Annotated in this window: 7 protein-coding genes; 5 read left to right on the top strand and 2 right to left on the bottom strand. The window is 36.9% G+C overall.

The genetic code is table 11. The annotated features are described in order from the left end of the window. Positions 1-4: 4 nt before the first annotated feature. The 4 genes from QWY87_RS09835 to QWY87_RS09820 all read left to right on the top strand — a co-directional run bounded on the left by QWY87_RS09835 (position 5) and on the right by QWY87_RS09820 (position 9,444). Complete coding sequence (locus tag QWY87_RS09835; RefSeq protein WP_290290710.1) at positions 5-4,198, top strand: phosphodiester glycosidase family protein; 4,194 nt, start codon at positions 5-7, stop codon at positions 4,196-4,198. Between the two features lie 202 nt (positions 4,199-4,400). Beyond that, complete coding sequence (locus tag QWY87_RS09830) at positions 4,401-5,927, top strand: arylsulfatase (RefSeq protein WP_290290708.1); 1,527 nt, start codon at positions 4,401-4,403, stop codon at positions 5,925-5,927. Positions 5,928-6,235: 308 nt separating this feature from the next. Further along, positions 6,236-7,957, top strand: coding sequence for a purine-cytosine permease family protein (locus QWY87_RS09825; protein ID WP_290290706.1), 1,722 nt, complete (start codon positions 6,236-6,238; stop codon positions 7,955-7,957). Between the two features lie 2 nt (positions 7,958-7,959). Then, positions 7,960-9,444, top strand: coding sequence for a mannitol dehydrogenase family protein (locus QWY87_RS09820; protein WP_290290704.1), 1,485 nt, complete (start codon positions 7,960-7,962; stop codon positions 9,442-9,444). Positions 9,445-9,597: 153 nt separating this feature from the next. Here the strand turns inward: QWY87_RS09820 and QWY87_RS09815 are convergent, their stop codons facing one another. Beyond that, a complete protein-coding gene (locus QWY87_RS09815) occupies positions 9,598-10,302 on the bottom strand; it encodes a hypothetical protein (protein ID WP_290290701.1) in 705 nt (234 codons plus the stop codon). Positions 10,303-10,945: 643 nt separating this feature from the next. Between QWY87_RS09815 and QWY87_RS09810 the strand changes: the two genes are divergently transcribed. Further along, on the top strand, positions 10,946-11,707 hold the full coding sequence (locus QWY87_RS09810; protein WP_290290699.1) for an NYN domain-containing protein: 762 nt from the start codon (positions 10,946-10,948) through the stop codon (positions 11,705-11,707). 141 nt (positions 11,708-11,848) lie between these two features. Here QWY87_RS09810 and QWY87_RS09805 read toward each other — a convergent pair whose 3' ends face one another. Further along, the gene (locus QWY87_RS09805; RefSeq protein WP_290290697.1) at positions 11,849-13,732 is read right to left on the bottom strand and encodes an adenylate/guanylate cyclase domain-containing protein; all 1,884 of its coding nucleotides are present in this window, start codon (positions 13,730-13,732) and stop codon (positions 11,849-11,851) included. Positions 13,733-13,743 lie beyond the last annotated feature (11 nt).

Here is a 13,743-nt window from a genome sequence, read left to right as displayed (position 1 = left end):
AACGATGATTGATAAACAGAGTGTGAATATTAAAAAGGTCTTAGAAGAATTAAAAAGCGAAAAAATAAATACATGGTTTGATCTGGGTCTGTTTATTGACAGATTTAGAGAAGAGAAATTAAAATCATCTTTTGAAGGTGATACAAATGCTTTTGACACTTTTGTTGAAAAAGGAGGTATTGCATTTGTTACCTTTTACTTTACCATAGATGGTATTACTGTAGAAACAGAAAAGTATGCCAAGACCTTTAAAAAAATATACCCAACTATTCCTATTCATTTTATCGCAGGTGACATTAAGCAGGAAGCTGATGAATTAATTCCAAAAGATGCATTTAAAAAAGTAATACCAGAAATGGAGGCATTTGATGCCTGGCCGCTATATCATGACTTTTTTAATATTAAAATGGAACGTGGCAGTAAGGAGTATAATGAACTGATTGGTAAGTTTTGGAAAGAAGTATTGGTTCTGGTTGAAAAACTGGGAACCTATATTGAAGAAAATGAAATATCATTACTTTATCTAATCAATGTTTGCTCAAATCCGGGTAATGTTTCTTTGGCCTTGGCAACGGTTTTAATTTCAGAATATTTAGGGATTCCGGTCATTAATAATAACCATGATTTTTATTGGGAAGGCGGTAACCGAGAAGTGGAAAGAAAAAAGAAAGGCCTTAAAAAAGGGCCTAGAGATTTCTTTTTTCACAATTCACATGTAGGCGAATTCTTTTCATTGATTGAAATGATTTATCCATGGGAAAGCAGATCATGGATGAATGTCAATATCAATAAAATTCAGCAAAATCACCTCATAGAAATCAACGGCCATAACCCTGCAAATGTTGCTTTATTAGGAACGGCTGTAGATACGAAAATGCACCAGATGAGTAAACGTGATATCATAAAAGCGTTTATGCAGGTGTCTACTATTTTTGCAAATAAAAAAGACAGCATCACCGTTCATACAGCAGCCAAGCACACCAAAAGTGAACGTTCTTTAAAACCCATCCTGTTGGGTTATAAAACCATACGCAAATTCGATTTTGTAAACAACAATATCGTATTTCTCCAGCCAACAAGAGTGATTAGCAGAAAGTCAATTGAGCTTAACTTTAAACTTATAAAACGGCTGTTTTCTTATGAACCGTTTTATGATAAATTCATCACCAATCCCCAATTAAAACTATCCTTAATTGTTTCAGGGCCCATTCCACACGGTCAACAGGATTACTATGAAGAACTAAAAAAAGATTTTAAGAAATTCCTGGAAGGACTTCCTAAAGAGTTCAAACCAAGGGTGCTACTCGGCTTTTTGTTTAGTGAATTCGACAAAAACGAGTTCAAGAAAAAATACAAAAAACCCTTAGACATTGAACAATTATACGATGTAGCCTCTTTGATTTTATTACCCAGTCAAACCGAGGGTAGGGGCTTGCCAATAATCGAAGCTGCTGCATGTGGCACACCCATATTTTGCAGACAATATGAGCCAAGAGAGGTGTATGACGAGGTTATCGGTCGTCATTTGGACGCATCAATGCGTCTAAATGTTTTAGAATTTAAGGGCTCTAAAATTCCAAAAAAATTGGCAGAAAGAATATGCGACCATGTGTTTTATCCTCAAAACAGGATGGTAGATGTAACGCATAACCGAAACGTTATTAATAAACGCTATAGCCTTGAATCATTGCAGAAAAACATGGCATATGTTCTAAAAAGGTTACATATGCAATTGGGTGCGAATTCAGTTGAAGTTGATCCGCAAGTTGTTGTTTTATTGGAGGAGTACAAAAAAATGGTAAACTTTTCTAATGATGACCTCGATGCAATCCTCAACAGAAAAACAAGACATTATTTGCCTGGTTATGGACGCTTGTCTTTTATGCTCTATCTTAAATCATTAATTGACCCAAGTTTTTTTAGAGTTGAAGAGCAACTGGTAAAAGGGAGAATAATGGGCTACGCCAGAAGGATGGAAAATGATATTCCAGATATGGCCAACACAAATTTAGAGCTCATCCATAAGTACTATAATGCCATTGATGATATTTTTAAATATGTTGATGGAGAATTTTCGATAAGGCATGACCACGCCCTTGCCTACAGGCATAGAAATAAAAAATCCTATACCTATCAGGCCTTTACTGCCCATGAAGTGACTGGTTTGGTCAATATGATCTATAACGATGTTTTTAAGCCAAAGAATTTAGCTGATTTAACCTTGGCACCACAGTTTTTTGCCGATTGGGAATTGGCTTTATTTCAATTAACCAATAGTAAATTTTTGGGAATTGACGACCGAAAAATATTGACAAAAAATTTAAAGAAAAAAGTACCTAAAGGTTATTTTCCAGGGCGTTTTATAAAGCATGAGTTAGAATATTTTGTTTTGCAACCTATTCGTGCCCAACTGAAACTGACCATACAAGAAGAGCTGACTTCCGAAATACTCGAGGCTAGAGGTCAGGAATTAGAAAAGATATATATTTTTATACATGAGCCCCGCATTACAAAATGGTTTTCAAGCGCAAATATCAAAGAGTATTTGGAGAGTGGAAAAGAGCCTGAACTTGGATTGTTATATAAAGCAGGTGTTGTTCAGATAATTGAAACTAAACAATGGTCAGAAGGGGTTCACTTTCCGCAAATGGGTGCCAAGGCCATCAACATTTTAAGAGACATCAAAGAAGCAAATGGCTTTCTTATTACAAATGGAGAGTCGGCCGCTATGATGACTGACATTATCGAAATTGACCATTTCCATATAGGGAAGGTGTTGAATGAAATGACAGCCAGGATTATGGGAATCCCAATAGACAGTGGTTTTATTCAATTTGTACCTGCAGGTGTTCGCACCACGTTGGCCTATCCTACGCCTATTCAAACCGCAAAGGATTTTGAAACGGCTTTAAAAGGCGATTTATATAAGAAACTTGCAAAAGAAATTGGAGAGAAGAAATTGTTGAAGATTATTTCTAAGGATGCTGCTGAAAATGGTACCCCTATAGAAAAACTTTTGGAACAATTGAAGCAACAAATGAATGAAAATAAGACGGTAGATAAAGTGAAATCGTCATTTGCAGGTGGCGTGTATGCAGATGGTTTACCTTGGAGTGGGGTATTGGCTGAAATTGACACCAAAGAACACAACTGGAAGTTTGCGGCACATATCGCCAATAAAGAACCGAAAAATGTACCTGGCTTAATCAAGGAATATAAAAAGAAAAACAATAATTCAAATAAAATTGAGCTCGCATGGAATGGGGGCTATATACTCAACCCTGAATTAGTAGGAAAGTTGGGCTTACCGGAAACATATATTGGTTCTCCCTTGGGATTATTGATCATGAATAACAAAGTGTTTTGTCCGCCACTTTTTAATAAACCAGCTTTTATTATTTATAAAAATGGCCAGGTAGATATAAGGAAAGTGAATAGTCAGGCAGGTTTTAAGGTTAAGGGAAAGAAAAAAAACCTTGTATTTGCGGCTGCTAATTATAATAAGCACAGTAGTTCAGAAACCTGCTATTATGATTTGTCGTATCAGAGTGACACCATAGAAGGTAATGGAAATGTGATCATCAGGATAGCGGGGAATACCGTAAAACAGATTATTGAGACAAAAGCGAAAGAAACTGTACCTATCATTCCAGTTGGAATCACTTTGTCTGTTCCTTTAGAATTGTTTTCAAGTGATTTGTTTCAAGAAGAAAAGCCGATAGCCATAGCGTTGATGGAGCCGGCTAAGGATCCGTATAATTGGAATGAAATATTGTATGCCATTGAAGCAGGGCCAATGCTCATAGATCAAGGTAAGCAAATATTAAACATGGAAGCGGAAGGATGGAAAACAACTAATTCTATTAAAACGCAGGCTGCCAGATTAGATTTTACGGATATGCGCGGGCCAAAAATAGCGGTGGGGATTACCAAAGAAGGTAAACTCATGGTGCTTATGGTAAATGGTAGAATTAGAGAATCTGTCGGTGCGACTCATTTTGACATGGCTGATATTCTTTTAAAATATGGGATGGATAAAGCAATGGGCTTTGACCCCGGCGGGAGCAGTACCTTGGTTGTGGATGGTGAGATTATGAATATTTCACCATACAACAAAAATTATGAAAAAGACATCTATTCTTTACCACCTGAACCACGCTTTGTAGCGAATACTGTTATGGGGTGGATTGAAGATTAATATGCCTGACATGATTTGTAGCGAGTAATGAGAAATGGACTTTGCACTTATCCAAAGGTCATCCCTGTTTCACCAGAAGGTGATTCTTATGAGTTTCATTAAATTGATTCAAGTCAGGATTTCAAAGTATAGGGTATTCTAATAATTACTTATCTTAGTGCTGATAAAACAAATGTAACACTAAACCTAAAATTTTAACTCAATGAGAAAAATTCTAATGTTAGCATTAATACTAATGATTCCTTTAGTATCATTCGCTCAAAAAGAAAAGAAACCAAATATCCTGGTAATCTGGGGTGATGACATCGGCTGGGACAATCCGGGTATTTACAACAGAGGAATGATGGGTTATAAAACACCAAATATTGATAAAATAGGACATGATGGGATCATGTTTACCGATTATTACTCACAACAAAGCTGTACGGCTGGTAGATCAGCATTTATAACCGGACAATCACCATATAGAACAGGCTTGACTAAAGTAGGACTTCCCGGAGCAAAAGAAGGCTTGAGTGCCTTAGACCCAACCATTGCAGAATTACTAAAAAATCATGGTTATGCAACCGGTCAATTTGGAAAAAACCATTTGGGAGATAGAGATGAACACCTACCTTCTAATCATGGTTTTGACGAATTTTTAGGGAACTTATACCACTTAAATGCAGAAGAAGAACCTGAGAATGAAGATTATCCACAAAATCCGGAATTTAAGAAAAAATTCGGCCCAAGAGGAGTGATTCACTCCTTCGCGGATGGAAAGATTGAGGATACGGGCCCCTTAACTAAAAAAAGGATGGAAACTATTGATCAGGAAACCAAAGTAGCGGCAATAGATTTCATGAAAAAATCGGTTAAAAATGACGACCCATTTTTTGTTTGGTACAATTCTACATTAATGCATGTTTGGACGCACTTAACTGATGATGAAGCGAATAAAACCGGTTTGGGTTTGTATGCAGACGGCATGACCAAACTTGATAAAATTGTTGGTGAGTTAACACAAACATTAACCGATCTAGGCATTGAAGAAAATACAATCGTAATTTTTGGAACTGATAATGGTGCAGAAATTATTTTTTGGCCAGATGGTGGTATGACACCATTTAGAGGTGAAAAAGCAACTACCTGGGAAGGCGGTTTTAGAGCACCTTGTTTAATTAAATGGCCGGCCAAAATAAAACCAAATCAAGTTAGTAATGAAATTATTTCTGGTGAAGATTGGTTGCCAACTTTTCTTGCTGCTGCAGGAGAAACTGATGTAAAAGAAAAATTACTAAAGGGGCATAGCGCCAACGGTAAAAATTTCAAAGTACATTTAGATGGATACAATATGCTGCCTATGTTAACCGGTGAGGTTGAGAAAAGTCCTAGAAAAGAAATATTTTATTTTGATGATGATGGGAACTTAAATGCCTACAGATACAACAGATGGAAGCTTCATTTTAGAATTCAGGAAAATCACGGATTTGATGTATGGCAAAAAGGGTATACTGACTTGAGGTTTCCTCAATTGATTGACCTTAAAGGTGACCCTTATGAAAGAGCACCACATGATTCTGAAGATTATAACCATTGGATGGCTGAACGAATGTTTGTTTTGGTGCCGGCACAAGCTAAAATTAAAGACTTTCTAATGACCTTTAAAGATTTTCCACAAAGACAGGAAATAGGTAGTTTTAGTCTTGACAAAGTTTTACAACAAATAGAAGCAAGTCAAAAGAACTAAAACGCGCAAATTAAATGTCATTTGTCTTTGTGTTTAGCATGAGTCAGAAGAAAAATACCAACAAAATAAAGGGCCTTTTAAGGCCCTTTATGCTTTTTAGAATCCACTCAAACAATCTTGATCCTAAGTTCTGGCAACTCTCAGTGTAATAACAGCAGGATAATTCGCCAATAGCAATGTTCAAAAATGCAGTTTATAATAATTAGTTATTTTTGTTTTAATATGACATTTTGTGTTTCAGTAGATTGATTCATCTTATGAAAAGATTGCTGTATTATGAGTAGATATTTACAACACCAACCTAACAAATGAATACAAACAACGATTTTCAGCAATTTAAAAACATAGACGAAGAGCAATTACCCATTGCTAAAAATAAATTACACGATTGGACCCATTTTGCAGGCCTTTATGCTGCAGAGCATGTTGCCGCAACTGAGTTTGTCATTGGTGCGACATTTGTCGCCTTGGGAGCTAAAACAATGGATATTCTGCTGGGTCTACTCATCGGTAATGTTTTAGCTGTACTTAGCTGGACGCTGATTACTTCGCCTATTGCCGTTGATACGCGCCTAAGTCTCTATACCTATCTCAATAAGATTGCCGGAGATTCAATGACCAAGCTATACAATTGGGCGAATGTTGTCATTTTTTCAGTTATATCAGCAGCTATGATTACTGTATCGGCTACAGCTGTTCGCTTTGCCTTTAATGTGCCGGCCCAATTAAACTGGTACCCAACAAATCTTTGGTTTGTATTGATTGTATTTTGTGTTGGCGCCGTGGTGGTGTCAATAGCTATTTATGGTTTTAACGCAGTTTCTGAGTTTTCAGGAGTTTGTGCTCCGTGGTTATTCGTGATGTTTACAAGCGGAGCAATGGTGCTTTTGCCGGCATTGTCACTTGACGTTTTGGGAAAGACCTTACCGGTTGGGTGGAATGATTTTATGGAATTGGGCGATCAATCAATCTGGACCGGAATTGATAGTAATGGAGAACCCGGCATTGGTTTGGTCGAAGTAATTGGGTTTGCCTGGGCGGCCAATACGATTACCCATTTCGGATTAATTGATATGGCGCTGCTGCGTTTCGCTAAAAAGAAAATCTACGGTCTGGCAACCAGCACAGGAATGATGTTCGGACACTATGTCGCCTGGGTCGCCGCCGGAATTATGGGAGCAGGAGCTGCCGTAATTCTTGGCAAATCAATAGTCGAGCTCGACCCTGGTGATGTTGCCTATTATGCACTAGGTTGGTCTGGATTTGTAATTGTGATCGTAGCCGGATGGACCACAGCCATTACAAACCTTTATCGGGCAGGCTTGGCGGCGCAAGCCATCTTCTATAACCATTCACGAAAAAAAACGACCCTCACGGTAGGTTTAGTAACGATAATCATAGCGTGTTTTCCGTTCGTTTTTTCACAGATACTGCCGTTGTTAACTTATGCGGGTCTTATTGTAGTGCCAGTAGGAGCAATCGTCTTTGCTGAACATCAAATATTTCCGAGAATTGGTTATACACGGTATTGGTCATCATATCGTAATTTGACTTTTAGTACCCCGGCCATTGCTTCATGGGCATTGGGTCTGCTATTTGGTTTCGGATTGAACGCAATAAATGTGATTTCCTTCTTTTATTTATTTATTCCTACATGGATTTTTACCATACTGGTCTATACTTTCCTTGCCAAACAATATGGAGCGAATAAGCCATATCCTGAAGAAGAAGCAAAAGAAAAACAACGCAACGAAAACATTGAAAATTTTCAAGAACAAAAAGCAAAGTTAGAACCAAAGCATGTGGTTGATAATTCTATCTTCTCAAGGATACTAAAAATCATAGCGATTAGTGCGCTCATCATTACTTTGATACTAGCTGGTATTGTGCTTTTTGGAAGCGCTAATGAAGATATCTATGAAGCCAATAGAGCACAATTCTATACATATGCATTTGTCTGTACAATTTGCTATTTCGTTGCTGATTATTGGGCCTTACAACGCAGAAAACAAAAACAATCAAACACGTAGTAATGAAAAATCCCCTGTTACTTAACCAAAAAAACTTAGCACTTATTGCCAATAAAATGCCATGCCCTACATATGCCAGAAACGAGCTAATCTCAGGTATGGTGCATATTGGCGTTGGTGGTTTTCATCGGTCGCATCAAGCTTTTTACACACAAAAGCTTCAAGAAGAACACTATGCTCCTGAATGGGGTATATCTGGTGTTGGTTTGCGCGAGGCAGATAGAAAAATACACGATGTTTTAGCGAAACAGGACGGTCTTTATACACTTATTGTAAAGGAACCTGATGGAAAGATATTACCTAGTGTAATTGGTTCAATTCGTGATGTTTTACTAGGTGTGGATGATGCTGCAGCAGTAATAGACTTGATGGCTCTAGCATCTACTAAAATTGTATCCCTGACGATTACTGAGGGAGGCTATAATTTTAATCCTTCAACCGGTGAGTTTGATATTGAAAATAGCGACATAAAGCATGATTTAAAGTATCCTGATAATCCAAAAACAGTATATGGGTTTTTAACAGCTGCTCTAAAGAAGCGTCGTGAAGCACAACTACCTGCCTTTACCATCATGTCTTGTGATAACATTCAGCACAACGGTGATGTGGCGCGTAATATGTTATTGGCTTATGCCAGGCAACAAGATGAAGACTTGGCACATTGGATAGAACAAGAGGTATGCTTTCCTAATAGTATGGTTGACCGTATAACCCCAGTAACTACTCAATCTGACATTGATTATTTAGCAAAAACCTATGAAATTAGAGACGAGTGGCCCGTGACCTGTGAGCCATTTATACAATGGGTCGTAGAAGATAATTTTTCTTGTGGTCGGCCTGAATTTGAAAAAGTAGGAGTGCAGTTTGTTCCTGACGTGAAGCCCTATGAAAAAATGAAACTTCGTTTATTAAATGCAGGTCACTCTGTTCTGGGGATATTGGGCGCCTTACATGGACACAAAACCATTAATGCCTGTATGGAAGACGAAACCTTCGTTACCTATTTAAGAGCGTTTATGGATAAGGAAGCAACCCCGGTATTGGATGAGGTAAAAGGGATAGATTTAAATGTATACAAAGACAGTTTGGAGGCACGCTTTGCCAATCCTAACATCAAGGATAGTGTAAGCCGTATTTGTTCGGAAAGTTCAGCCAAATTGCCAAAATTTTTAATCGCCACGCTTGAGGAAAATTTAGAAGAAGGAAGAAGTATTGAATTCGTAACATTGGTTCTTGCTGCCTGGTGCTATTATAGTGATATACAAACCGATAAAAATGATCAACCTCTTGAAGTTATAGATGCTATGCAAAAGGAACTTCGACAAGCAGCACAGCTAACCAATACAGACCCGCTGGCTTTTATCAAACAGAAATCTCTTTTTGGTAATCTTGCCAAGAACAAGGGGTTTGCCGAGTTATATACCAATATGGTTCAGAAAATTTATAAGGATGCCAATATCAAAATGTACATGCAAGACATGATTTAAATGTTATTATTCATTTGCTAATCACCCCATTTTAGCTCAAAGGAAGTTGGTAAAATTAAAATGATGCTTCTGGTAAAATGAGAGGCTAATTCTAGTCAAAAAAAATACCCTCTATTTCAGAGGGTATTTTTTGTTTTAGCATTTAAATATCGTTTACCATTGCCCTAAACGAACCCTGAGGCCAGAACGCACCATGCGGACGCCTCCATTGTTGTCTTGGAAGGTTTTCCAATCTGTTTTTCTAGCAGCACGTTGGTCATCTGATAGGCCAGCACTTGCGCCTCCCATAGCACCTTTAAAATCTTTATAGGCAGCAATAACCCAATGATTTTCGCCTTCAGGAGAGACTCCTGAGGTAATATTCCCCATCATAACCATTCTTCCTGCTGGTTTATGATCAGTATTAAATTTTGAATAACCTGCTTCGAAGGCGTCAGTATCTTCAACATCTAAAATAAAGTATCGTTGTATTGGGAAATCACCATCAGTTTCTCCAAATGCTTTTTTCATGGTTCCCATTCTGGCACCAGATCCGTCTTTAATATGGTGGTCTAATCTTGCTCCCAGTAAATCCCAGGCATCGCCACCATCATTTGCATACATCGCTCCCAGTGCATCTAAAGAACCAGCAAAAACAATCATATGGGTAGCCGTATTTTCCTCATCGTGAAAGTGATTGGCATACAAACTCACCGTTACGCCTTCTGTTTTGTGTTCCTTAAAATAATCGTCTATCAATTTGAAAACGACAGACTCGTTCTCAGGTTCTACGATAAAGGTGTAATTGGTCCAGTAAGATTGTTGGGCGCTGATTGTAAAAACTGTCAGCAGCAATAAACATGTAATTAATTTTTTCATTGTTTTAATTATTAATTTGGTTAATCATATAACAAGACATTTCAGGCGTGTGCTTAGAAGTTTATGGTAAATTTTGTAAAGCCTTTTGCACAGCTGCTTAAAAGTGTTGTTATCTTAGAATCATTGATCCGAATTTAATCTTTATTGGGATGAGTAATTCGCAGATTAGGACCAAACGGTCAAATTATTGTCCGAAACCTACTTTTTATTTATCGAATCAACATGTTGATAAATTGATTTCTGGGTTATAATGAGAACAGCCTTGAGATGTTGCTCTTAATTTCTCTATGTTGAATTTGTCTATCTTAGTTGACATCAATTGATCAACATCGCTGGTTAGAAGACATCATATTAGAACCAATTGCCAAAGACATTTTTAAGACTGAATGGGTTTATTATATAAGATTTATCCGCAATGCTAAGGAATAAATTTCAGGTCTGAGTGTTAATTCTGGTAGAACGCTGGATGTCTATTTTCAAAGAAAAGATTAGAAAATTAGAGCAATATATTAGCATTTTTAACGATTTAAGGGCATATTACTTGCCTACAAATTCTTAGCTTTATAGGATAAAGAAAAATACAATATGCATCATATAATCATTGCATACAATTAAAACTTAGCATCGAAGGATGCTCAAAAAAATGAATACAAATATAAACTTAGCCGTACTTATAGACGGTGATAATATTCCATCTGCCCATGTAAAGGAAATGATGGAAGAAATAACAAAATACGGAAACCCAACCATCAAGAGGATCTATGGTGACTGGACCAAACCCAACCTGACAAAATGGAAAAACCTATTGTTAGAAAATGCCATTACGCCCATTCAACAATATGGGTATACAACCGGTAAAAACGCTACGGATTCGGCGATGATCATTGATGCCATGGATATCTTGTATAGCGGCAAGGTAAATGGTTTTTGTCTGGTGTCAAGCGATAGTGATTTTACCCGTTTGGCAACACGCTTAAGGGAAGCTGGCATGCAGGTCATTGGAATAGGTGAAAAGAAAACGCCGAATCCATTTATCGTGGCCTGTGATAAATTTGTTTATATCGAAGTATTGAAAAAACAAACAGAGAAGAAAGACGATGATACCATAGAATCGGCTAAATCTAGTGTCGATAAAATAACAAGAAAAGAAATTAACCTGATTAGCACTTCGATCACAGATCTTTCTGATGAGGATGGTTGGGCTTTCTTAGGAGATGTAGGAAGTCTCTTGCAAAAGAAGCGACCTAATTTTGATTCAAGAAATTACGGATTTGACAAGCTTACACCTTTGATTAAATCAATAGGAAGCTTTGACTTAGAACAAAGAGAAAATCCTAAAAGCAGGCACAAGTTGATTTTTGTAAAAAATAAAGAAAGGCATGCGGCCAAACCGAGAAAGAAATAAATGACAGTTTCTTAGCAGGATTAGTTTTTTTCTAACTCCTTGTCGATTATTACTAATAATGCTATCGCAAGCCATCTGGGCCCATGCGCTAAAAATGTCTAGTAGGTATTTTCTTGAGGCTTTGTCCTCTAAAAAAAGGAATCATACCCCTGCATTTGAAGTTTGATTTTGAAGTATTCCTTCTACAAAATACATTTTCATCATACCTTTGTTTTTGGCGTCTATTTCTCCTCTATAAGAACATTGGTATTGGTCTTTGATGAGTTGATAAGTGTTGTCTGAAATATTGACTTTACCGGGCTCAGAATTTGATTCCATGCGTGAAGCAATGTTCACGGTATCACCCCAGATATCATAGGCAAATTTCTTTTTACCCACAACACCGGCTACAACCGGCCCTGTATTGATGCCGATTCGGATGTCAAAACGGCTCATGGCATCTGGGTCAGTCTTTTTGGATTCATTTACAAACGCTGCTATTTCGAGAGCGGCCTCCACCATCTGAATGGGATGGTCTTTGGTTGGAAAGGGTAGCCCTCCGGCACACATATAAGCGTCTCCCATAGTTTTGATCTTTTCGAGACCATACTTGTCAATGATATCATCAAATTTTGAATAATAGTAGTTTACACTTTCAACAAGTTTTTCTGGAGAAAGGTTGGCCGAGTTTTGTGTAAATCCTTTGAAGTCAGTGAACATAACACTGACTGACTCAAAGCGTTTGGCTTGCACTTTACCCTTGTATTTAAGCTCTTCGGCGGTTTGTTCAGGTAGAATATTTAACAAAAGTGAATCTGATTTTTCCTTTTCCTTTTCAACGAGCAATTTGGCTTTATTGACAAAATTATTTCTACGGTATAAGCCAATGGCAACAATGATGATGAGTAAAAGACCAATCCCAATAGCCAGAGAAATCAGTTGTTGGTTCTTTTTTTGTTGGTCTAGGAGGTCGACTTCGATCTGTTTTTGTGCTATTTTTAAATTCGCCTCTTTTTGGTTTTGTTCAATTTCATATTTAGTTCTCAAATCAGCCAATTCTTCCACTGTTTTAATGTCAACTATGCTATCTCTATAGATGTAATAATTTTTTAAAAAAATATTAGAATCTTTATAGTTTCCGGTCAATTCATGCAGTTCAAAAAGATTATGGTTCGCATCCCTGATCTGTTCTATTAAATTGTATTTTTGAGCCAGTTCAAGGCTCCTTTCGGCATAATTAAATGCTGTAATATAATCTTTCTTTCTTAGATAAATTTCTGACATATAAGTCAAGTATACTGAGATTGGATAATAGTCTTTTATTTCTTCCAGGATTAAGATCGCTTCATTAATGTTTTTCTCCGCAATAACATCTTTTCCTTGCTCGGCATAAACCATCCCAATGTTCCCTAAATTATAAGCCGTACCTATTTTGAAACCAATATTCTCAAATATAATTCCTGCTTCTTCAAAATATTGCAATGCCTTCTCATATTGATTATTGTTAAAAGAGGCGTCCCCAGCATTTAAAAGAACAGAGCCTAAACTTATAGAATCCTTGGTTATTCGTATTTTCTCGATTGCAATAGAATAGTATTTTTCTGAATTAACATGGTTACCCATATTATTATAAACACTTCCAATTGACATATAAGAAGTTCCCTCCCAACCGATGGAGTTTTTATTTTTAATATTATTCGCTATTTTAAGACTCCTAAAGAAATCACTTATGGCCTTATTTAATTCTCCCTGCCGCTGATAGCCAACACCTCTAGAATAATATCCTCTGTATAAGAATAAAGAATCATTGTTTAATTTTGCCAACACAATCATTTCATCAGCATATTTTATTTGCAAGATTTGATCATTCAATTCGTTAAAAGATAGTTCGTCAAGCAATTTCAATTTATCAATTCCTTCTAGTTTGTTTTCTTGATAAATATGAACAAGACTATCCGCAACCCTTTGATCTTGGGCCATTGAAAAATTGGCAGTGAAACAAAATAAGCCCATTATCAAATAATGGGCTATTTTTTTTAGCAACATAGTTTAAAGGT

It is taken from the genome of Lutimonas halocynthiae, from assembly GCF_030409835.1.
GTDB lineage: Bacteria > Bacteroidota > Bacteroidia > Flavobacteriales > Flavobacteriaceae > Lutimonas > Lutimonas halocynthiae.
This window is presented reverse-complemented; position numbering and strand designations above follow the sequence as displayed.

What these genes read in the sequence shown, in the direction of transcription:
- QWY87_RS09835 (WP_290290710.1), top strand. Translation starts at nt 5, where the DNA reads ATGATTGATAAACAGAGTGTGAATATTAAAAAGGTCTTAGAAGAATTA.
- QWY87_RS09830 (WP_290290708.1), top strand. Translation starts at nt 4,401, where the DNA reads ATGAGAAAAATTCTAATGTTAGCATTAATACTAATGATTCCTTTAGTA.
- QWY87_RS09825 (WP_290290706.1), top strand. Translation starts at nt 6,236, where the DNA reads ATGAATACAAACAACGATTTTCAGCAATTTAAAAACATAGACGAAGAG.
- QWY87_RS09820 (WP_290290704.1), top strand. Translation starts at nt 7,960, where the DNA reads ATGAAAAATCCCCTGTTACTTAACCAAAAAAACTTAGCACTTATTGCC.
- QWY87_RS09815 (WP_290290701.1), bottom strand. Translation starts at nt 10,302, where the DNA reads ATGAAAAAATTAATTACATGTTTATTGCTGCTGACAGTTTTTACAATC.
- QWY87_RS09810 (WP_290290699.1), top strand. Translation starts at nt 10,946, where the DNA reads ATGAATACAAATATAAACTTAGCCGTACTTATAGACGGTGATAATATT.
- QWY87_RS09805 (WP_290290697.1), bottom strand. Translation starts at nt 13,732, where the DNA reads ATGTTGCTAAAAAAAATAGCCCATTATTTGATAATGGGCTTATTTTGT.